General features: G+C 70.2%; 18 protein-coding genes and 1 tRNA gene. 12 read left to right on the forward strand and 7 right to left on the reverse strand.

All coding sequences use genetic code 11. The annotated features are described in order from the left end of the window. Positions 1-10 precede the first annotated feature (10 nt). A complete protein-coding gene (locus tag Hrr1229_RS14315) occupies positions 11-1,393 on the forward strand; it encodes an isochorismate synthase (protein ID WP_123112277.1) in 1,383 nt (460 codons plus the stop codon). Between the two features lie 22 nt (positions 1,394-1,415). On the opposite strand, the gene Hrr1229_RS14320 is transcribed toward Hrr1229_RS14315, so the two are convergent. Continuing rightward, a complete protein-coding gene (locus Hrr1229_RS14320; RefSeq protein ID WP_123112276.1) occupies positions 1,416-2,156 on the reverse strand; it encodes a PAC2 family protein in 741 nt (246 codons plus the stop codon). 116 nt (positions 2,157-2,272) lie between these two features. On the opposite strand from Hrr1229_RS14320, the gene Hrr1229_RS14325 reads away from it, so the two are divergent. Beyond that, the gene (locus tag Hrr1229_RS14325; protein ID WP_123112275.1) at positions 2,273-3,220 is read left to right on the forward strand and encodes an RsmB/NOP family class I SAM-dependent RNA methyltransferase; all 948 of its coding nucleotides are present in this window, start codon (positions 2,273-2,275) and stop codon (positions 3,218-3,220) included. Continuing rightward, complete coding sequence (locus Hrr1229_RS14330; protein WP_123112274.1) at positions 3,217-3,762, forward strand: hypothetical protein; 546 nt, start codon at positions 3,217-3,219, stop codon at positions 3,760-3,762. Before Hrr1229_RS14325 ends, Hrr1229_RS14330 begins: the two co-directional genes overlap by 4 nt. A gap of 622 nt (positions 3,763-4,384) precedes the next feature. Here the strand turns inward: Hrr1229_RS14330 and Hrr1229_RS14335 are convergent. After that, positions 4,385-5,902, reverse strand: a complete 1,518-nt coding sequence (locus Hrr1229_RS14335; RefSeq protein WP_123112272.1) for a DUF790 family protein — start codon at positions 5,900-5,902, stop codon at positions 4,385-4,387. An 87-nt stretch (positions 5,903-5,989) separates the two neighbouring features. Between Hrr1229_RS14335 and Hrr1229_RS14340 the strand changes: the two genes are divergently transcribed. From Hrr1229_RS14340 to Hrr1229_RS14360, 5 genes are all read left to right on the forward strand, one after another. Beyond that, positions 5,990-7,735, forward strand: coding sequence for a tRNA uridine(34) 5-carboxymethylaminomethyl modification radical SAM/GNAT enzyme Elp3 (locus tag Hrr1229_RS14340; RefSeq protein WP_123112271.1), 1,746 nt, complete (start codon positions 5,990-5,992; stop codon positions 7,733-7,735). 75 nt (positions 7,736-7,810) lie between these two features. Next, positions 7,811-10,042: a ribosome rescue protein RqcH gene (gene rqcH / locus Hrr1229_RS14345; RefSeq protein ID WP_123112270.1), complete on the forward strand. Its 2,232-nt coding sequence runs from the start codon at positions 7,811-7,813 to the stop codon at positions 10,040-10,042. Positions 10,043-10,123: 81 nt separating this feature from the next. Further along, positions 10,124-10,507: a DUF5820 family protein gene (locus Hrr1229_RS14350; protein WP_123112269.1), complete on the forward strand. Its 384-nt coding sequence runs from the start codon at positions 10,124-10,126 to the stop codon at positions 10,505-10,507. 170 nt (positions 10,508-10,677) lie between these two features. Beyond that, positions 10,678-12,177, forward strand: a complete 1,500-nt coding sequence (gene purF / locus Hrr1229_RS14355) for an amidophosphoribosyltransferase (protein ID WP_123112268.1) — start codon at positions 10,678-10,680, stop codon at positions 12,175-12,177. 78 nt (positions 12,178-12,255) lie between these two features. Further along, complete coding sequence (locus Hrr1229_RS14360; protein ID WP_123112267.1) at positions 12,256-12,936, forward strand: halocyanin domain-containing protein; 681 nt, start codon at positions 12,256-12,258, stop codon at positions 12,934-12,936. 15 nt (positions 12,937-12,951) lie between these two features. Here the strand turns inward: Hrr1229_RS14360 and Hrr1229_RS14365 are convergent, their stop codons facing one another. Then, positions 12,952-13,482, reverse strand: a complete 531-nt coding sequence (locus Hrr1229_RS14365; RefSeq protein WP_123112266.1) for a metal-dependent hydrolase — start codon at positions 13,480-13,482, stop codon at positions 12,952-12,954. A 72-nt stretch (positions 13,483-13,554) separates the two neighbouring features. Beyond that, positions 13,555-14,115, reverse strand: a complete 561-nt coding sequence (locus tag Hrr1229_RS14370; RefSeq protein WP_123112265.1) for a DUF420 domain-containing protein — start codon at positions 14,113-14,115, stop codon at positions 13,555-13,557. Between the two features lie 188 nt (positions 14,116-14,303). Between Hrr1229_RS14370 and Hrr1229_RS14375 the strand changes: the two genes are divergently transcribed. The 3 genes from Hrr1229_RS14375 to Hrr1229_RS14385 all read left to right on the forward strand — a co-directional run bounded on the left by Hrr1229_RS14375 (position 14,304) and on the right by Hrr1229_RS14385 (position 17,275). Then, positions 14,304-14,388: transfer RNA gene (locus tag Hrr1229_RS14375), tRNA-Leu, on the forward strand. Between the two features lie 410 nt (positions 14,389-14,798). Further along, the gene (gene gatE / locus Hrr1229_RS14380) at positions 14,799-16,682 is read left to right on the forward strand and encodes a Glu-tRNA(Gln) amidotransferase subunit GatE (RefSeq protein WP_123112264.1); all 1,884 of its coding nucleotides are present in this window, start codon (positions 14,799-14,801) and stop codon (positions 16,680-16,682) included. 68 nt (positions 16,683-16,750) lie between these two features. Beyond that, positions 16,751-17,275: a phosphate-starvation-inducible PsiE family protein gene (locus tag Hrr1229_RS14385; RefSeq protein WP_123112263.1), complete on the forward strand. Its 525-nt coding sequence runs from the start codon at positions 16,751-16,753 to the stop codon at positions 17,273-17,275. Between the two features lie 7 nt (positions 17,276-17,282). Here the strand turns inward: Hrr1229_RS14385 and Hrr1229_RS14390 are convergent, their stop codons facing one another. Then, a complete protein-coding gene (locus tag Hrr1229_RS14390; protein WP_123112262.1) occupies positions 17,283-17,765 on the reverse strand; it encodes an Lrp/AsnC family transcriptional regulator in 483 nt (160 codons plus the stop codon). A 182-nt stretch (positions 17,766-17,947) separates the two neighbouring features. Here Hrr1229_RS14390 and Hrr1229_RS14395 point away from each other — a divergent pair, with 182 nt between their 5' ends. Next, a complete protein-coding gene (locus Hrr1229_RS14395) occupies positions 17,948-18,904 on the forward strand; it encodes a DMT family transporter (protein ID WP_123112261.1) in 957 nt (318 codons plus the stop codon). Between the two features lie 153 nt (positions 18,905-19,057). Here Hrr1229_RS14395 and Hrr1229_RS14400 read toward each other — a convergent pair whose 3' ends face one another. Together Hrr1229_RS14400 and Hrr1229_RS14405 are read right to left on the reverse strand one after the other, a co-directional pair. After that, positions 19,058-19,630 (reverse strand): hypothetical protein, encoded by a 573-nt coding sequence (locus Hrr1229_RS14400; protein ID WP_123112260.1) that lies wholly within the window; start codon positions 19,628-19,630, stop codon positions 19,058-19,060. A gap of 152 nt (positions 19,631-19,782) precedes the next feature. After that, a complete protein-coding gene (locus Hrr1229_RS14405) occupies positions 19,783-20,130 on the reverse strand; it encodes a 2Fe-2S iron-sulfur cluster-binding protein (RefSeq protein ID WP_123112259.1) in 348 nt (115 codons plus the stop codon). Positions 20,131-20,160: the final 30 nt, after the last annotated feature.

The following is a 20,160-nucleotide window of genomic DNA, read 5'->3' on the forward strand; positions in this document are numbered from 1 at the left end:
CTCACGTGTAATGGAACGGGCGCGTTCGACGTCGGCACCGGCTCTCGTCAGCCGCACGGTCGAATTCGACGCGCCCTCGCTCGCGGCCGCGTTCGACGCCCTCTCGGCGCCGCGGACGACGTGGAGCGCGCCGGACGACGCCCTCGTGCTCGGGAGCGGAGCGGCCGCGACGCTGGCCGCGAGCGGCCCGGAGCGGTTTGCGGAGATCCGCAGCGCCGCCGCCGACCTGTTCGACTCCGGCGACGTCCACGCCGGGACCGAGGCCGCTCGCCCCCGGGTCTTCGGCGGGTTCGCCTTCCACGAGGGGGCGTGCGACGGCGACCCGTGGGGGCCCTTTCCGGAGGCGCGGTTCGTGCTCCCGCGCGTCCAGCTCACGTTCGCGGACAACGGGACCTGGCTCACGGTGAACGCCGCAGGCCCGGACGCCGCGGTCGGGGCGGTCGAGGACCGGCTCGCGGCCGAGACCGAGCGCCTCGCCGCGGTCGACGGCAACGGGAGCGAGCCGCCGCGACCCGGCATCGCCGAGTCCCGCCGGACCACGAGCCGGGCGGCGTGGCGCGAGAGCGTCGAGGCCGCGGTCGACCGGATCCGCGGCGGCGACCTGCAGAAAGTCGTCTTGGCGCAGGCGCTTGAGGCCGACCTCGCGGCCGAGTTCCCGCGGGCGGCGACGCTGGACCGGCTCGCCGGCAAGTACCCCGACTGTCACCGGTACTACTTCGAGCCGGACGGTGGCGGGAGCGCCTTCTTCGGCGCGACCCCGGAGCGGCTCGTCTCGCTGCGGGGACGAACCGTCGAGACCGACGCGCTCGCCGGGACCACCGGTCGGGGGGAGACGCCGGCGGAAGACGAGTGGCTCGCACAGGAGCTGCTCGACGACGCGAAGAACGTCCACGAGCACGAGCTCGTCGCCGACACCGTCCGCGAGCAGCTGGAGCCGTTCGCCGCCTCCATCGCCGCCGGCGAGCGCAGAGTCCGCCGGCTCGCGACGGTACAGCACCTCCACACGCCGATCACGGCCGAGCTCAGCGACGACCGCCACGTGCTCGAACTCGTCGAGGCGCTCCACCCGACCCCCGCCGTCGGCGGGCTCCCGCCGGACCGCGCCTTACAGACGATCCACGAGACGGAGCCGTTCGACCGCGGCTGGTACGCCGCCCCGGTCGGGTGGATCGACGCCGCCGGCAACGGCGCCTTCGCGGTCGCGATCCGCTCTGCGGTCGCCACGCCGCGGCGGGCCACCCTCTTCGCCGGCGTCGGGCTCGTCGCCGACTCCGACCCCGACCGCGAGTGGGACGAGATCCAGCTCAAGTACCGCCCGATCCTCGACGAGCTGGAGGCCGGGAACGGGGCGAGCGCGACGGGCGACGGCCCGCCCGGCGCGGCCGACGACTGAAATCAAACGACCCGCACGGCGCTCACTGGAACATCTTCAGCGGCTCGGCCTGCGAGCTCTCCTCCGTGGCCTGCTGCATCCGCTCGGCGAACGCCCGCTTCGCCTCCCGGATCTCGGTCGCCTGATCGACGAGGCCGTCGGTCGACGTCTCCGTTCCCGCGATCGGGTCGATCCCGTCCTTGATGAGAATCCGCGCGGCCTCGGGGTCGGGGAACTGCGGGTCCGACTCGACGACGAGCCCGACGGCGTCGCGGTCGCGCTCCAGCGCCTCCGCGAGCATCGCGCCCGTCGGCCCCGAGACGAGTCCGGCCTCGGGCGGCTCCGTCACCTCGGCGCGGTCGAGCGCGTCGCCGCCGTCGCCGGTCGCGATGCCGTAGATCGCCGGCGGCGCCTCCCCCTTCTCCTTGCCGAGCCCGGAGAGGAATATCGGGAACGTCGCCGTCTCCGAGAACCAGCTCTCCAGGCAGCCGGCGACCTCGGTCGCGGCACTCGGGTTCACCGGCACGTCGCTGCGGAGCGCGACGAGGTCCCGCTCCGAGTCGGCGTAGAGCCGCACGGGGGTCGTCAGCGATCGGTTGTCCTCGCGGTAGACCGCCACCCGCGGGAGCCCGTCGCAGTGGACGTTCGCGTAGTGGTCCATCTCGTGGACCTCGATCATGTGATCCGTCGCGATCTTGCCGACGAGGCCGACGCCGGGGAACCCCTCCACCAGCGTCGGCTCGTCCAGCGATATCTCGTCGTCGAGGACTGAGATGCGTGCCATGCGCTCGCGTACTCCGCGCAGCGACCTAAAGGTGGGTGCGAGAACGCCTACGCGGGGGGTGACACGAACCGCTCCCGTCCCGAAACCGACTAACGGGCCGGCGCGAAAGGGAGGCCATGAATCCGTTAGCGCGGTACGAGCCGCTCGTCGACGACGCGGCGGCGTTCCGCGCGGCCTGCGACCGGCCGCTGCCGTCGGTCGTCCGCGTCAACGAGATGGCGGCCTCGCCCGCCCGCGTCCGCGAGGCCTTCGACGAGGAAGGTGTGGTTTACGAGCCCGTCGACTGGCACGACGGCCTCTTCCGACTGCCCGACGGGAACCCCGGCGGCAACTGGCCGTACGTCCACGGCTGGACCCACGGGCAGGAGGAGGTGTCGGTGCTCCCGGGGGTCGCCTTGGACCCGCAGCCGGGGGAGCGCGTCTGGGACGCCTGCGCGGCCCCCGGCAGCAAGACGACGCAGATCGCCGACGCGATGGCCGACGAGGGCACCGTCGTCGCCAACGACAACAACCTCGGGCGGCTCTCCGCGCTCCGGCACAACGCCGAGCGGCTCGGGATCACGAACGCGATCGTCACGAACCAGGACGCGCGCAACTTCTCGACGAAGCCGCTCGCGTTCGACGAGTTCGACCGGGCCCTCGTCGACGCCCCCTGCTCCTGTGAGGGCACCTGCCGGAAGAACCCAGACGTCGTCGACCAGTGGACCCTCGACCACGTCCACGCAGTCGCCGGGATCCAAAAGGGGATCTTGGCCCGCGCCGTGCAGGCGACCCGGCCCGGCGGCACCGTCGTCTACTCCACCTGCACGTTTGCGCCGGAGGAGAACGAGGCGGTGCTCGACCACGTCATCGCGAACGAGGACTGCGAAGTCGTCGAGTTCGACCTCCCGCTCGACACGGTTTCGGGGGTCACGGAGTGGGAAGACGAGACGTACGACGAGTCGGTGACGCGCGCGCATCGCGTCTACCCGCATCACAACGACACGGGCGGGTTCTTTTGCGCGAAACTGCGCGTGGGCGGCGATGGTGACGAGAGCGCGAGCGACGGCGAGGTGGCCGCATGAGCGACGGCGCGGCGTCCGACGACGCTCCCACCAACGACGGCCAGCGGTTCGACCGCCTTCCGGAGACTCCAGACGACCGAGCGGTCGACGGGCGAGCGAGCCGGCGGGAGGTGCTCGACTGGTTCGCGGAGCGGTTCGGGATCGACCGGAGCGTCCTCGATGGATACAGCTTCTGGGAGAAGGGCGCGGGGAAGGTCTGGGTCTTCAACGGCGAGGCGACCGACCCCAGCGAGGTGGAGGCGATCGGCATGACCCTCCTCCGGACGCGACAGGAGCACTGGAAGCCGACGAGCCGGGCGGCGACCCGGTTCGGCCGCCACGCCTCGAAGAACGTGATCGAGCTCGATCCCGAGCAGGCTGTGACGTTCATGGCCGGCGAGGACCAGGAGCTCCCCGAGTGGGAGGGCGACTGGGGCTACCTGATCGCGACTCACGAGATAGCCGGCGAGCAGGAGCCGATCGGCGTCGGGCTGTACCTCTACGACGAGCTGCGCTCCGTGGTGCCGAAGGGGAGCCGGGCGGACCTGCCGGTCGTGGAGTAGCGGGAGCGCGTCGGCGAACCGTCCGCCCGTTTATAAGTGGTTGATGCTGGATCGGTGGTGAACGTCTCCGAAGCCCCAGCCCCTCGCTTATAAATGAACGATAGCAGATCGACCGCAGATTCCGCCAAAGCCCTAATCGGTCGGCGATACGGCGACTCCGCAGTGAAGGCCTCCAAAGCCCCAGCCGTGAGGACTCGCGTGACTCGCTGTCGTTCGAAAGGCGCGGAGCGCCTTTCGTGATGACGAGAGAGCTTCGCTCTCTCGAACCACGCTCCTCGACCGCTCACTCCGTTCGCGGTCTGCGGTGCTTGCGTCGTCAGGCGTCGCCCTCACGGCTGCCCCTTTGAGTCCCACCCGAACCGCGACCGCAGCCTCACACCTCCCCAGCCTCGTCGGCCGGCCTCCGCTTCGCTTCGGCCGGCCGACTCCAGCGAGGGACCTTCGGTCCCTCTGGCAGCCGGCGCTGTGCGCCGGCGACCTCGCGCGTGCTACTCGCGGGCCAGAGGCCCGCTCGCAGGCACGCGCCAACCGCCTCGTTCATTTATAAATAGTCGTCGCCGGCTCATTCGAAGTTAAGTACTGCACCGCTTCGGGCGGCCCGCACTAACTACCCCGGTCGCGCCTACTCCTCTTTTTCGCGCACCGTCCCGCCGCCGAGCCCCTCCCACTCGACCCGGAACCCGAGCCGCGAGAGCGCGGCGCTCGCGTCGTCGATCCCGTAGTCGTCGAGGACCGACTCGGCGGCCGATAGGGTCATGCCGACCTCCAGTTCCTCGCTCGCCGCCTCCAACACCGCGGGCCGCACGAGCGTCCGACCGACCAGCTCGTGGTCGGGAAACGCCTTGTCCTCGATCGCCTCGACGCTCACGCCGCGCTCGTCGGCGAGGTCCTCCAACGAGACGGCGTCCGCGTCCGGCGAGAGCGACTCGGGAAGGCCCGCGGCCGCGTCCGCGACGAACTCGGCCTCGTACTCGCGGAGCACGTCGACGATCGCCTTCACGCGGACGGTCCCCGAGTAGGTGACCACGCGGTGGTCGCGGGCGGCGATCTCCTCGCCGACGCCGAGACTCTCGTCGACCGCGACCAGCAGGTCGACGTCCTCCACGTCCGCGAGCTGGCCGAGCTTCTTTGCGACGTACTCCGGGGTCCAGAAGCCCATCACCTCGAAGAACAGTCGGAAGTCGGCGTGCTCGTAGTCGAACGCGAAGTCGGGGATCATCACGCGTGTCCCAGTCTCGAGGGGTTCGGGCTCCCGCACGAGGGTCCAGTCGAGGTCGAGCCCGCGGAACCGCCCGGCGAAGTCGGCCTCGACCCCGCTATCGAAGTCGGGCTCCGCGACCGGTTCGACGCCTGGGACCGTCACGTCGCCGTCGGAGAGGCGCATCGTGCGCTCGCGGCCGCGGTCGTCGATCGTCGCCGTCAGCTCCCACTCGGCCGACTCCGCGACGGTGCGGAGCAGTCTGGCGAACGCGGTCCCGTAGCGCCGGGTGCGCGAGAAGAGCGTGTCGGGGCCGGTGACGACCAGCTCGCGCCCCCCGGGGGTCTTCTCCAGCTCGTACATCAGTCGGAGGCGCTTGACCGCCGAGACGAGCCGCTTCGGGTCGTTCGACCGGATCCGGACCTCGGTCGCGTCGAACAGGGCGGTCTGCGCTAAGGAGAGGTCGTACTGCTCTAAGAGCGCGTCCGGGTCCCACCGCACGTCGGCGTCGACGAGGACCTCGTTGACGTCACGGTCGGCGTAGAGCGACGCCTCCACGTCGGCCGGGTCGATCCCGAGGGCGTCGGCGGCGCGCTCGACCGCGGTCTCGCGGTCCGTCTCGCTCGCGACGCCCACCGCCTCCGCGGCCTCGAACGCGGCCCGCCGGACGCGACGCGGCGGGACCGGGGCCCGCGTCTCGAACTCGCACTCGCGCTCGACGAGCGCCGCGAACCCTCGGACGAGCTTGAAGTCGCCGCCGGACTCGGCGGCGTCGGCCTCCAGCGCCGCCAGCGCGTCATCGAGGTCGCCGCGGCGCTCGCCGACGTGGGACTCGAACGTCCCGAGCACCCGCGCCGCGAGCGGGCGGTGTTCGCGGCCCGCGAACAGCGGGCGGTAGCCGCCGCCCGCCCGGGAGACGCGCAGGAGGTCCTTCCGTAACACGGCCGCTGCTACGCGAGCGCCGACCTAAAACCGGCCGGTTCCCGCGGTGCGACACGCTTAACTCCGAAACCCGTCGATCGGAGCGTAATGAGTACCGACGCGGCGAGTGACGCGAACGCCGAGGGCGAGGGGGGAGACGCCGGGAACGAGCCCGGCGGCGACGAGCCCGAGGCGTTCGTCCGTACCTGCGAGCACCTCGTCGACCGGATCCTCGCGGGCGAGATCGACCGCGACGACCTCGAGTCGGCCAAGCTCGACGCGTGTTCGAAGTTCTCCTCGCCGAAGGTGCCGAAGAACACCGAGATTTTGGACCACGCGCCGCCGGAGGCCCGCGACGACGTGATCGAGGTCGTCCGTCGGAAGCCGGTCCGGACCGCGTCCGGCGTCTCGCCGGTCGCGATCATGACCTCGCCGAAGCTCTGCCCGCACGGGAAGTGCCTCTACTGCCCCGGCGGCCCGGCCTCGGAGTTCTCCTCGGCGCAGTCGTACACGGGTCACGAGCCCGCCGCGGCCCGCGGCGAGCAGAACGACTACGACCCGTACGGGCAGGTCACGCTCCGGCTCGAACAGCTCCGGAAGATCGGTCACCCGGTCGACAAGGTGGAGCTCATCCTGATGGGCGGGACGATGACCGCGCGCTCGCACGACTACCAGGAGTGGTTCGTCAAGCGCGCGCTACAGGCGATGAACGACTACGATCTGGACAAGGAACCGGAGCCCGCCGAGGAGGAGTCGTTCGCGCCCGCCCCCGAGGAGACCGAGTTCGAGTACCTCGAGGACGTGATCGCGGAGAACGAGACGAACGCGATCCGCAATATCGGGACGACGTTCGAGACGAAGCCCGACTGGTGCGACCCCGAGCAGATCGACCGCATGCTCGATCTCGGCGGCACGAAGGTCGAGGTCGGCGTTCAGACCACCTACGAGCGGATCAACCGCGAGATGCACCGGGGGCACGGCAACGAGGCCTCCCGCAGCGCCAACCGCCGCCTGCGCGACGCGGCGTTCAAGGTGGGGTTCCACATGATGCCGGGGCAGCCGGGGATGACCCGGGAGATGTGCGTCGAGGACTTCCGGCAGATCTTCGAGAACCCCGACTGGCGCCCGGACTACCTGAAGATCTATCCGACGCTCGTCGTCGAGGGGACCCGCGTCTACGACCGGTGGCGCCGCGAGGAGTTCGAGCCGCTCTCGAACGAGGAGGCGGCCGACGTCGTCGCCGAGGCGATGGACCACATCCCGAAGTATACGCGGCTCCAGCGCGTCCAGCGCGACATCCCCGCCGACTTCATCGAGGGCGGCGTCTGGAAGTCGAACCTCCGACAGCTCGCCGATCAACGGGCCGAGGAGAAGGGGATCGTCCAGCGCGACATCCGCGCCCGTGAGGTAGGCCACAACGACGCCGACCCGGACCCCGACGACGTAGAGCTCGACGTCACCACCTACGAGGCCGGCGGCGGGACGGAGCACTTCATCTCGTTCGAGGACCCCGTCCGCGACCTCCTCGTCGGGTTCTGTCGCCTGCGGTTCCCCTCGTTCGCCCCGGAGCAGCCCGGCGCGCCCGGCACCGAGGACGACGCGATCCGCCGCGAGCTCGAGGACGCGGCGCTGATCCGCGAACTGCACGTGTACGGCAGCGAGGTCGCCATCGGCGGCGACGGCGACTGGCAGCATCAGGGGTACGGCACGAAGCTCCTCGAGCGCGCGGAGGAGCTCGCCCGCGACGCCGGCTACCGCAAGATGGCCGTCATCTCCGGCATCGGCGCCCGGGAGTACTACCGGAACAAGCTCGGCTACCACCAGGACGGGCCGTACGTGTCGAAGCGGTTGTAGGCGGTCCGAGCGCGACCACTCGCTCCAGCGTACCCACAACGACATCCCTTTTTCCGGGCCGCCTGTTGAGACGGTATGGACCAGAAGCGGGAGCTGTCGAGCATCGACCTCGCGGCCCTCGTCACCGAGCTCAATCGGTACGAGGGCGCGAAGGTCGACAAGGCGTACCTCTACGACGACGACCTGCTCCGGCTGAAGCTCCGCGACTTCGACCGCGGCCGCGTCGAGCTCATGATCGAGGTGGGCGACGTGAAGCGGGCCCACGTCGCCGACGCGGAGCACGTCGCCGACGCCCCGGGCCGGCCGCCGAACTTCGCGAAGATGCTCCGAAATCGGATGTCCGGGGCCGACTTCGCGGGCGTCGAGCAGTACGAGTTCGACCGGATCCTCACCTTCGAGTTCGAGCGCGAGGACCAGAACACGACGCTCGTCGCCGAGCTGTTCGGGCAGGGCAACGTCGCCGCCCTCGACGAGACCGGCGAGGTCGTCGGGTCGCTGTCGACGGTCCGGCTCAAGTCCCGGACGGTCGCGCCCGGCTCGCAGTACGAGTACCCCGCCTCGCGGCTCAACCCTCTCGACGTGAGCCTCGGCGGGTTTAAACGGCACATGCGCGAGTCCGACAGCGACGTGGTGCGGACCCTCGCCACGCAGCTCAACCTCGGCGGGCTCTACGCCGAGGAGGTGTGCACGCGCGCCGGCGTGGAGAAGGAGACGCCCATCGACGAGGCGACCGACGACCAGCTCAGCGCGCTCCACGAGGCGCTCGAGCGGATCGGCGAGCGGCTCCGCTCCGGCGACATCGACCCGCGCGTCTACGAGGAGCCGCTCGATGGCGAGGGTGATGAGGGGGACGGCGACGACGCCGACCGCGACCCCCGCGTCGTCGACGTCACGCCCTTCCCGCTCTCCGAGCACGAGGGGCTCCCGAGCGTCGGCTTCGACTCGTTTAACGCCGCCGTCGACGACTACTTCTATCGCCTCGAAAGCGAGGCAACCGACGCGGGCGAGGCCCCGGCGGACGCCAGCGCATCTCGGCCGGACTTCGAGGAGGAAATCGCCAAACAGGAGCGGATCATCGAACAGCAGAAGGGAGCGATCGAGGGGTTCGAGGAGCAGGCGGAAGCCGAGCGCGAACGCGCTGAGCTGCTGTACGCCAACTACGACCTCGTCGACGAGGTGCTCTCGACGGTTCAAGACGCTCGCGAGGCGGAAGTCCCCTGGGAGGAGATCGCCGAGACCCTCGACGCCGGCGCCGAGCGCGGCATCCCGGCCGCGGAGGCCGTGGTCGACGTCGACGGCGGCGAGGGGACCGTGACGGTCGAACTCGACGCCGAGAGCAGTGAGGGCGACGGGGACGACGATGACGGCGACACGGTCCGCGTCGAGCTCGACGCGAGCGCCGGCGTCGAGGTCAACGCCGACCGGCTCTACCAAGAGGCGAAGCGCATCGAGGGGAAGAAGGAGGGCGCGATGGAGGCGATCGAGTCGACCCGCCGGGAGCTGGAGGCGGTCAAGGAGCGGAAAGAGGAGTGGGAGGCCGAGCAGGCCGCCGACGACGGGAGCGGCGGAGGCGACGGTGCCGGCGATGGGGACGACGGAGACGACGAGGCGTACGAGACCGACTGGCTCTCGCGCTCGTCGATCCCGATCCGGAGCCCCGACGACTGGTACCACCGGTTCCGGTGGTTCCACACCTCCTCGGGGTACCTCGTCATCGGCGGACGCAACGCCGACCAGAACGAGGAGCTCGTCAAGAAGTACATGGGGAAACACGACCGGTTCTTCCACACGCAGGCGCACGGGGGGCCGGTGACGCTTTTAAAAGCCGCGGGCCCCTCCGAGTCGGCGGACCCGGTCGACTTCGCCGAGGAGACGCTGCGGGAGGCCGCGCAGTTCGCGGTCTCGTACTCCTCGGACTGGAAGGACGGCCGCGGCGCGGGCGACGCGTACATGGTCGAGCCCGATCAGGTCTCGAAGACCCCCGAGAGCGGCGAGTACATCGAGAAGGGGAGCTTCGTGATCCGCGGCGACCGCACCTACTTCGAAGACGTCCCCTGCCGGATCGCCGTCGGCGTCCAGTGCGAGCCGGTGACGCAGGCGATCGGCGGCCCGCCGTCGGCGATCGTCGACCGCGCGGCGACGAGCGTCACCTTCGAGCCGGGGATGTACGCGCAGAACGACGCGGCGATGATGGCCTACCGGACGCTGAAAGAGCGGTTCGCGGACCAGTCGTTCGTCCGGAAGGTGGCGAGCGCGGACCAGCTCCAGGAGTTCATTCCGGCGGGCGGATCCGACATCGCCGACTGAGCTGTCGACGGGGCAAGCCGGACCGTCGCCGCGCCCGCCCCGGAGCGCGACCCTTTCAAGCCTCCGCGCCTCACTCCGTCCATGAGCTTCGAGGCGCTGCCGGACGGCTGGCGGGTGTGGAACGAGGAGCCGAGCGGCCGGGCCATCCTCGTCTACCGTCCCGACGTGTTCGACGGCGACGACCTCCCGGCCGAGTGCCTGCCGACCATCTACCTCACGAACGGCGCGCGCAAGGCCCGCCCGGGATCCGGCCAGTACGCGACCGACGAGTGGCACGTCGTCCTCTTCTTAGAGCCCGAGGTCGAGGCGGTCTCGGAGACCCTCGACGACCGCGACGCCGGCGCGGCCGCGGCCGTCGACGTCGCGGAGCGGTTCGTCGCGGGCGACGTCGACTACCGCGCCGCCTACCAGGTGCCGCGCGAGGACTACTTCGAGCGGCTGGACGACTGTATCGACCGGGACTGAACGCGACACGGACCGGGAGTAGTCGCGACATCGACCGAGACTGAACGCGACGCCGCGACCGGCCGACCCGCCGCGATCGATCCGTGTTCGTGGATATATTTTCCGGCGTGAATACCGATCGCATCACGAACACGAGGATTTTTATCGCCTCACGCCCCACCGTCGAGTACATGAACGCCGGTGGGGACCACACCGCTGACGAGCCGCGAGAGAAGTGCGGCGTCGTCGGCATCTCGCTCGCTGACCGCGAGGCCGCGCGGCCGCTGTACTACGCGCTGTACGCGCTCCAACACCGCGGGCAGGAGTCCGCGGGGATCGTCACGCACGACGGGTTCCAACAGCACAGCCACGTCGAGCGGGGGCTCGTCGGCGACGCGTTCGAGAAGGGCGACCTCGAGTCGCTGTCGGGCGGGACCGGCATCGGTCACGTCCGGTACCCGACCGCCGGGAGCCTCGACAAGAGCTGCGCGCAGCCGTTCTCCGTCTCGTTTAAGTCCGGATCGCTCGGGCTCTCGCACAACGGCAACCTCGTCAACGCCGACGAGGTGCGCGAGGAGCTGGCCGCCGCGGGCCACGCGTTCACCTCGGACGGCGACACCGAGGTGATCGCCCACGACCTCGCGCGCAACCTCCTCGAGGAGGACCTCGTGCGCGCCGTCAAACACACGATGAACCGCATCCACGGCTCCTACTCGCTGGCGATCACCCACGACGACACCGTCCTCGGCGTGCGCGACCCGCTCGGGAACCGCCCGCTGTGCCTCGGGAAGATCGACGGCGGCTACGTCCTCGCGAGCGAGTCCGCCGCCATCGACACGCTCGACGGCGAGCTCATCCGGGACGTGCGACCGGGCGAGCTCGTCGTCCTCGACCCCGACGGGCAGGGGTACGACACGTACCAGCTCGTCGAGCGCGAGTCGACCGCCCACTGCTTCTTCGAGCACGTCTACTTCGCGCGCCCCGACTCCGTCATCGACGACAACCTCGTGTACGAGGTCCGGCGCAAGCTCGGCCGGAAGCTCTGGGAGGAGTCGGGCGTCGAGTCGGACGTGGTGATGCCGGTCCCGGACTCGGGCCGAGCGTTCGCCTCCGGCTACGCCGACGCGGCCGGCGAGACGACCGCCGGCGGGGAGCCGCGCCCGGACGGCGACGCCGGTATCGAGTTCGCCGAGGGGCTGATGAAGAACCGGTACGTCGGCCGGACGTTCATCATGCCGACGCAGGACGAGCGCGAGCGCGCGGTCCGGCTGAAGCTCAATCCGATCCGGTCGACCGTGGAGGGGAAGTCCGTCACCATCATCGACGACTCCATCGTCCGGGGGACGACCTCGACGCAGCTGGTCGAGCTCGTCCGCGAGGCCGGCGCCGAGGAGGTCCACCTCCGCATCGGCGCGCCGGCGATCATCGCGCCCTGCTACTTCGGGATCGACATGGCGACCCGCGAGGAGCTGATCGCCGCCGACGCCTCCACCGATGAGATCCGGGAGGAGGTCGGCGCCGACTCCCTATCGTATCTCTCGATCGACGCCGTCGCCGAGGCGCTCGGCGAGAGCCGCGCGGACCTCTGTCTCGGTTGCGTCACCGGTGAGTACCCGTTCGACGTCGAGGGTGAGGAGAGCGACCGCGACCTCGACGCCGTCACGCCGGATCCCGCGCCGGCGGACGACTGATCCGGACGCCGACTCGCGGTTTGGCGGCGTGAACCCGGAATCGGGAATTTAAATACGCCCACGCCGGGAGGTACGGGTATGACATCCGACGCCGACGACGCGACGATGAGTCGCCGCGGGCTGTTCAGGGCCGGCGCCGCTGGCGCCGCCGTCGCGACCGGCCTCGCCGCCGGGTCCGGGACCGCCGCCGCCCAGTACGGGGGCTGGCTCGACGACGTGGACAACTACGACGGCACGCACGACTACACCGGTCAAGACGAGGTCACCGTCGATGTCGGCGCGGTCAACGGGCTCAGATTCGGCCCGGCGGCGATCCTCATCGACCCCGGGACGACCGTCGTCTGGGAGTGGACCGGCGAGGGCGGCGCGCACAACGTCGTCGCAGAAGACGAGACGTTCGACAGCGGCGAGACGGTGAGCGAGGAGGGGACCACCTTCGAGCACACCTTCGACGACGCGTCCGACGGCGACACGTTCAACTACTACTGCGTTCCCCACGAGACGGTCGGGATGAAGGGCGCCGTCGCCGTCGGCTCCGTCGACGACGACCTCGTCGACCCGAACGCGGGCGGGAGCGACGGCGGCGACGGCGGAAGCGGTGACGGTGGAGGCGGTGACGGCGGTGACGGCGGTGACGGCGGCGGCCGCACCCTCAGCGCGGGCGACATCGGCGCGCTCGCGCTCGGGTTCGGGTTCGCCGGGGCGCTGCTCGTCCCGCTCTTCTACGCGGCCCACCGGATGGCGAACGACGAGCGGTAGGGCGCCGGACCGGTCTCACCGATCCCTTTCTCGGTCCGCGTCGACGGCGAACCGCGACCGCAACGCGAGGAGGACGGCAGCCAGCCACAGCGCGACCTCGAGGAAAAACGAGGGGCTCCCGAGGTAGAACAGCGCGAACTCCCCCGGCGGGATCGCGATCGGGTCGGGCCGCTCGATGACCGGCCACGCGAGGAACAGCGCGTCGCCCGCCCGCCCGTTCACGGTCACGTGGAGCGCGTCGAGCGCGAGGTGCGATCCCCACCCCACCGCGACCGCGAGCCCGCGCCGGTGACTCGCGGCGACGGCGACGGCGAGGGGAACGAGCAGCGCTGAGTGGCCGACCGACTGGTAGACGTCGACGACGCCGAGGGCGCCGAGCGGCTTGTCGACGACGTCCGGGAGCGCGGCGCCGGCGACGAGCCAGCCGGTCGAGAGCGCCCCGGCGGCCGAGCCCCTCGACCCGTCCGCGAGCCGCCGCCGGACTCGCGGCCGGCCCGAGAGCCACCCGATGCCGGCGGCGACGAGGAGGTGGGTCGCGAACAGCACGCCGACCCGTACGGCCGGCGGCGGTTTCAAGCTTCGTCGGTTCGAGCGTGGACTCCGGAGGCGACAAGCGCCTCAGAACGCGTGGTACAACATGACGTAGACGCCGATCCCCATCGTGAAGGATATCAGCCAGAGGACGGCGGCGACGAGGCCGACCTGCGCGTGTCGCGTGTGGTACAGTTCCTCGTACGGACGGGTCGCAGCGAGCAGGAGGGCGTAGAAGACGAACGGGAGACAGCAGATCGCGAGCAGGATGTGGATCCCGAGGAAGGGGAGGTAGAGGTAGGTGTAGACGGTCTCCGGGCCCGGGAACTCGGTCGTGCCGACGTGGATCAGCCGGTAGAGGTAGGCGCCGAGGAAGGCGGTAAAGAGGCCGAACGACGTCAGCATGAGCGCGCGGTGCCGGCGCACGTTCCCGCGCGAGATGGCTCGCCACCCGAGGAGGATGGTGACGATCGCGGTCGCCGAGACGGCGGCGTTGAAGTGCGGGATCGCGGCGAGCACGGCGTCGCTCGCGCGCGGAAGGAGGGCGCTCGGGATCGCGCCGCCGACGGCGCCGAACACCACGGCGAGGGCGACGACGGAGGAGATGGCGGTCAAAAGCGGGACGTTCTCGCGGGCCCACTCGGACATGGACTGATGGACGGGCGCCACCCCCAAACGCGTGCCGGTTCCGTCGCGCCGCACTCCAGCGTTCGACCCCCGCAGGAGCGCGACAGGATCGCCCTCGCCGCTCGGTGCCACTCTCCGACACGGCACTGCCGAATGGAAGGGCTTTTAATTGGGGGAAGGGTACGTGGAAACGCGATAGAACACCGCGAGCGTGGGTAGCCAAGCCAGGCCAACGGCGCAGCGTTGAGGGCGCTGTCCTGTAGAGGTCCGCCGGTTCAAATCCGGTCCCACGCATCGCTCGGCGGCACACCCGCCACACCGATGCACGGTGTTGTCTCTACGACAGCACCCACGCACAATACCTTTCGATGCTACGCGAGAAGTGACGAGTACGATCGGACTGCTGTAGTCGTCAGTACCGCCAAAGCCCCAGCCGCTCGCTTATAAATAGCTACTCGCGGATCGGTGGCGGACACCTCCAAAGCCCCAGCCGGGAGGGCGGCGCACACTCGTTGCGCTCCTCGCTCGCGCTGCTCGCTGCGGTGCTTACGTCGTCTGCGCCGCCCTCCCGGCTGCCCCTTTGGGTCCCACCTCGCAGGCACGCGCCACCGTTAACTTATTTATAAACAGTATCAGTGGTCACGATTCTCGTCGCTCGCGCGAACTGCCACCCTTTTAGTCGCGCGCCGTCGGAGTGAGGCGTAATGAGTACGGACGCGACCCCCGAGTACGACCACGAGGAGCTGGGGCTCGTCGCCGGGCTGGAGATCCACCAGCAGCTCGACACGGAGACGAAGCTGTTCTGCGACTCCCCGACGACCGAGCGCGAGCCGGACGAGGCCGAGCGGGAGATCACCCGTCGGCTCCACCCGACGAAGAGCGAGCTCGGCGAGCTCGACGACGCCGCGATGGAGGAGAGCCGCGTCGACCGCGAGTTCACCTACCTCGCGTACGACACCACCTGCCTCGTCGAGGAGGACGACGAACCGCCCCGCCGCGTCGACGAGGAGGCGCTCTCCGTCGCGCTGCAGATCGCCGACCTGCTCGACATCTCGGTCGTCGACCAGGCGCACGTGATGCGGAAGCTCGTCATCGACGGCTCGAACACCTCCGGCTTCCAGCGGTCGATCCTGCTCGGTCAGGAAGGGGAGATCGAGACGAGCGAGGGGACGGTGTCGATCGTCGATCTCATGTTAGAGGAGGAGTCGGCCAAGCGCGTCGAGGAGACGGACGACGGCGTCGTCTACTCGCTGGACCGGCTCGGCGTCCCCCTCGTCGAGATCGGGACCGGACCGGACATCCGGAGCCCCGAGGGCGCCCGCGAGGCCGCCGAGCGCATCGGGATGCTGCTCCGCTCGACGGGCGCGGTCAAGCGCGGGCTCGGGACGATCCGCCAAGACGTCAACGTCTCCATCGCCGAGGGCGCCCGCGTCGAGGTGAAGGGCGTGCAGGACCTGCAGGGGATCGAGGACATCGTCCGCGGCGAGGTCGGTCGGCAGGCCGAGCTGCTCGCGATCCGCGACGAGCTCCGCGAGCGCGACGCGAGCGTGGGCGACGTCTCGGACGCGACCGACGTCTTCGCCGACACCGACTCGGGGGTCATCCGCGGCGCGCTCGACTCTGGCGGGAAGGTGACCGCCGTCCCCCTGTTCGGCTTCGACGGCCTCGTCGGGCGCGAGATCCAGCCGGACCGTCGGCTCGGCACGGAGCTCTCGGACCACGCGAAGCGTCACGGCGCGGGCGGGATCTTCCACACCGACGAGCTGCCGGCGTACGGCGTGACCGAGGCGGAGGTCGAGGCGCTCCGCGACGCGGTCGGCGCCGGGCCCGAGGACGCGGTCGCCATCGTCGCCGCCGACCCGGAGACGGCCGACCTCGCGATCGAGGCCGCCGCCGACCGCGCCGTCGCCGCGATCGAGGGCGTCCCCGAGGAGACGCGCGGCGCCAACGAGGACGGCACCACCCGGTACCTCCGTCCGCTCCCCGGCGCGGCGCGGATGTACCCCGAGACGGACGTGCCGCCGGTCGAGCCCGACCCGTCCGACGTGGACCGACCGGAGCTGCTCGACGAGAAGACCGACCGCTACGTCGAGGCGTTCGACCTCGACCGCGGGCTCGCGGAGCAGGTCGCGTTCGGGCGTCGCTTCCCGCTGTTCGAGACCGCGGTCGACCGCGGCGTCGACCCCACCTTCGCGGCCTCGACGCTCGAGTCGACGACGACGGAGATCCGACGCGACGGGGCCCCGGTCGAGAACCTGACGGACGAGCACTTCCTCGACCTGTTCGCGCTCGTCGAGGACGGCGACCTCGCGAAGGAGGGCGTGCCGGAGGTGTTGACGACGCTCGCGGAGCGCCCCGATCTCACGGCCGAAGAAGCGATCGAGGAGGCGGGGCTCTCCGGCGTGAGCGAGGACGCGGTGCGCGAGGCGGTCGTCGAGGTCGTCGAGCGCAACGCCGACCAGATCGCCGAGGAGGGGATGGGCGCGTTCTCGGGGCTGATGGGCGAGGCCATGGGCGCGCTCCGCGGGAAGGCCGACGGCGAGGTCGTCTCCGACGTGCTCCGCGAGGAGATCGGCAAGCGGTCGTAGCGCGCCTCGCGTCGGTTAGGCCCGTTCTTTACGTATCGAGAGTCCCTGATTCGATTCGAGGGACACAGATGGCTGACCCGCCTCCAACCGATGCCTCCGACGACCCGTCCGCGTCGGACCGCACCCCCGACCCGGCCGTCGCGAAGACGCGCGGGGACCGAGTCTCCGACGCGACGAACCGGTTCATCCACGGCGTCGAACTCGCCGCCGCGGCGCTTTTCGCACTGCTGTTCGGCATCGGCGTCGTCGACCTCGCGATACAGATCGTCGAGTCGGTTCCGACCGGCGAGATAACGGACCCGAACACCGTCATCGGCTTCATCGAGACCGGCCTGCTGCTGCTGATCATCGTCGAGGTGTACGAGACGGTGGTCGCCTACATCGAGCAGAGCGACACCCGCCGGATCGTGAGGCTGGTGATCTACACCGGCGTCATCGCGATGGTCCGGAAGGTGATCATCTTCCGAACCACGGAGTACCCGACGACGCAGGACGCCCTGTTCGCCGCGTTCTCCTACACGCTCGTGATACTCGGCCTCGTTGCGCTGCTGTACGTTGAGCGGTCGGTGGGGAGTTCGCTGACGCCCGAGTGAGCCCCGGTCAGTCCGTCAGCTCCGCGATCAGCGTGTCGAGCTCGTAGGTCGCCGGCGCGCGCGACTCGTCGCGGAGGGCGGCGATCGTGAACGTCGAGTTCGTGCGCTCGACCTCCGGGATCGCCTCGAAGTCGCTGATGAGTCGCTCGACCATGTCCGACGAGGAGAGCCGCGCGAGGACGACGAAGTCGGTCTCGCCCATCGTGAAGAACGCCTCCGTGACGCCCTCGACGGAGAGCAGTTCGTCCGCGAACTCCTCGTACGGGCCTTCGTAGTCGGCGAGCACCTCGACGATCACGGTGACGCCGAGCCCGAGCGCCTCGTGGTCGAGGTCGTACAGGTCGTTCTCGATCACGCCGGCCTCGCGGAGGTTGTTCAGCCGGTAGTGAATCGTCGACACCGGAATCTGCGTCTCCTCGTGGAGCCGCTCGGGGCTCCCGGTGCCCAGGTCCGATATCGCCTTCAACAGCCGCACGTCGCGCTCGTCCATACGTCCCCTTCGCGTGAGGGATTGTTGTATATTCCGACCGACAGGGTTGGATTCGACTGCAAGAAGCCCCTCGATTTCGGAAGCGTATTGCATCGAAATCGTATGTGTGATTGTTCATTCTAAATACGCCGGATCCCGAGAGAATAGTTTAACTATCTCAATCTACTTCGAACTGGTATCGAATGAATCTACGGAACCTGCTTTCTACTCCTGAATCGGTCGTCGCCGCGTTCGTCCTCCTCGCGGTCCTTTGGGGCACCTCCTTCGTCGCCATCGAGGCCGGGCTGCACCACTTCCCGCCGCTGCTGTTCGCCGGCGTCAGGTACGCGATCGCCGGCGTGATCGTGCTGGGAGTCGCCGCGGTCGCGTCGGGTCGAACGGTCCCCCGCGGTCGCGACGAGTGGCTCGGCGTCGCCGTGGCGGGGACCTTCGTGATCGCCGCCTACCACGGCCTGTTGTACGTCGGCGAGCTCCGCATCTCCGGAGCGGTCGCCGCCGTGGTCGTGAGCCTCGCGCCGGTGTTGACCGCGGTGTTCGCCGCCCTCCTCCTCCCGAACGAGCGGCTCGGTCCCGTCGAGGTCGGCGGCTTCGCGCTCGGGATCCTCGGCGTCGTCGTGATCGCCGACCCGATGGAGGCGGGGGTGGGAAGCGCCGCCATCGTCGGCGTCGCGCTCGCGTTCGCCGGCGCGGTCGCCTTCTCGCTGGGCGCGGTCCTGCTCCGGCCGCTCCGAACGGACCTCCCGATCGCCGCCCTCCAGGGGTGGGCGATGGTGCTCGGCGCCGGGCTCCTGTTCGTCGGCGCCGCCGTGTTCGGCGAGTCGCCGGCGGCGATCGAGTGGAACCGGACCGCCATAGTATCGTTAGCGTACCTCACGCTGCTGTCCGGCGTCCTCGCGTTCCTGATCTACTTCGCGCTGCTCGACGCGGTCGGGCCCGCGCAGCTCCACCTGGTCGGGTACGCCGAGCCCGTCGTCGCCGCGGTCGGGAGCTGGGTCCTGTTCGGCAGCCTGATCGAGGCGGAGGCGATCGTCGGCTTCGTCGCGATTCTCGCCGGGTTCCTCGCGCTCGAACGGCACGAGATCGCCGCGTACGTCGGGTTCGACGCGTACCACTGGCCCGCCGAGATCGGGCGGAAGTGAGAGACTGTTCAACTCTGGCCGTCCGGCTGTCCGGCTTTTGACTTCTTGGCCGCCCGGCTTTTGACTTCTTGGCCGCCCGGCTTTTGACTTCTTGGCCGCCCGGCTTTTGACTTCCCGACCGTCCGGCTCTCCGACTTCCAGACTCCCGAGAGATCAGCCCTCGACGTCCTGCGTCAGGCCGGCCCGGAGGTCGCGGCCGAAGTAGTGGCCGAGCAGCGCGACGACGAGCCCGAGCCCGCCGCCGACCGCGAGCAGGGAGAGTCCCCACTGCTGGAGGTAGTCGACGCCGATCGGGAGGAAGCCGACGTTGAGCACGTTCGTCACGGCGACGAGCGCCCCCGCCGCGGCGCCGGCGACGCCGGCCTCGACGTACCGCCGAGCGGAGAGGGCCAGCCCGATCAGGAACGCGGCGACGAACACCCCGCCGGCGGAGCCGATCGTACCGCCGATCAGCGGGATCGCGCCGCCCGCGAACACCCCCGCGGCGACGGCGACGAGCGACAGCGCGAACGCCTTCCCGGAGAACCAGCGACCGCCCATTCCGACGCGGCCCTCCTCGCCGCTCGCGGAGGCCGCGTGACCGGACGACTCGCCCGTCGCGGCGTCCGACTCGGCGCCGCCCGACGGGGCGGCCTCCCCGCCCTCGGTGAGGTCGTCGTCGAGGAGGTCGTCGAGGTCGTCCATCGGATCGCCGTCGGACGACTCGCGCTCTTTGGAGGGTTGCATACCGGAGCGTTCGCCCCTGAGACCTTGTGTCTTGTGCCCACGGGCGGCGTCGCCACCGTCGGGCGCCGCGCGTTTCCCCGCGCCGTTTCACCGGAAACGAGGTGTCTCGGGAGGAAGAACGGCGACGCGGGAACGCGCGGTCGGACTCGGGGTCAGTCGCCCTCTCTCGACTCGCGCGACCCCCACACCCGCTTGTCGACGAGCTCGACCGTCATCGGCCCGTCGACCGTCACCTGACAGGAGAGCCGCGGGTAGCCGAAGCGGGCCGCGAGCCGGTCGTGCCAGTGGTCCGGCGGCGGCCCCTCGCGGATCCGGACGCCGCAGGTGGCACACAGCCCGCGCCCGCCACAATTCAGGCGGCGCGTCGCCGCGGCGTACGGCGACAGGTCGGCCGCGAGCAGCGCCCGCCGGAGGTTCCGCCCCCGCTCGATCGACAGCTCGGTGCGCTCGTCGCCGTCGAGGACGACCACCGGGACTGGTTCGGCGCTCTCGTCGCTCATTCGGTGTTCGATGCGTCGTCCGCTGGGACC

It is taken from the genome of Halorubrum sp. CBA1229 (genome assembly GCF_003721435.2).
Lineage (GTDB): Archaea > Halobacteriota > Halobacteria > Halobacteriales > Haloferacaceae > Halorubrum.

Coding starts and splice junctions, on each gene's coding strand:
- Hrr1229_RS14330 (WP_123112274.1), top strand. CDS start 3,217: ATGAGCGACGGCGCGGCGTCCGACGACGCTCCCACCAACGACGGCCAG.
- Hrr1229_RS14350 (WP_123112269.1), top strand. CDS start 10,124: ATGAGCTTCGAGGCGCTGCCGGACGGCTGGCGGGTGTGGAACGAGGAG.
- Hrr1229_RS14390 (WP_123112262.1), bottom strand. CDS start 17,765: ATGGACGAGCGCGACGTGCGGCTGTTGAAGGCGATATCGGACCTGGGC.
- Hrr1229_RS14370 (WP_123112265.1), bottom strand. CDS start 14,115: ATGTCCGAGTGGGCCCGCGAGAACGTCCCGCTTTTGACCGCCATCTCC.
- purF (WP_123112268.1), top strand. CDS start 10,678: ATGAACGCCGGTGGGGACCACACCGCTGACGAGCCGCGAGAGAAGTGC.
- Hrr1229_RS14360 (WP_123112267.1), top strand. CDS start 12,256: ATGACATCCGACGCCGACGACGCGACGATGAGTCGCCGCGGGCTGTTC.
- Hrr1229_RS14325 (WP_123112275.1), top strand. CDS start 2,273: ATGAATCCGTTAGCGCGGTACGAGCCGCTCGTCGACGACGCGGCGGCG.
- Hrr1229_RS14320 (WP_123112276.1), bottom strand. CDS start 2,156: ATGGCACGCATCTCAGTCCTCGACGACGAGATATCGCTGGACGAGCCG.
- Hrr1229_RS14405 (WP_123112259.1), bottom strand. CDS start 20,130: ATGAGCGACGAGAGCGCCGAACCAGTCCCGGTGGTCGTCCTCGACGGC.
- rqcH (WP_123112270.1), top strand. CDS start 7,811: ATGGACCAGAAGCGGGAGCTGTCGAGCATCGACCTCGCGGCCCTCGTC.
- Hrr1229_RS14315 (WP_123112277.1), top strand. CDS start 11: ATGGAACGGGCGCGTTCGACGTCGGCACCGGCTCTCGTCAGCCGCACG.
- Hrr1229_RS14340 (WP_123112271.1), top strand. CDS start 5,990: ATGAGTACCGACGCGGCGAGTGACGCGAACGCCGAGGGCGAGGGGGGA.
- gatE (WP_123112264.1), top strand. CDS start 14,799: ATGAGTACGGACGCGACCCCCGAGTACGACCACGAGGAGCTGGGGCTC.
- Hrr1229_RS14395 (WP_123112261.1), top strand. CDS start 17,948: ATGAATCTACGGAACCTGCTTTCTACTCCTGAATCGGTCGTCGCCGCG.
- Hrr1229_RS14385 (WP_123112263.1), top strand. CDS start 16,751: ATGGCTGACCCGCCTCCAACCGATGCCTCCGACGACCCGTCCGCGTCG.
- Hrr1229_RS14400 (WP_123112260.1), bottom strand. CDS start 19,630: ATGCAACCCTCCAAAGAGCGCGAGTCGTCCGACGGCGATCCGATGGAC.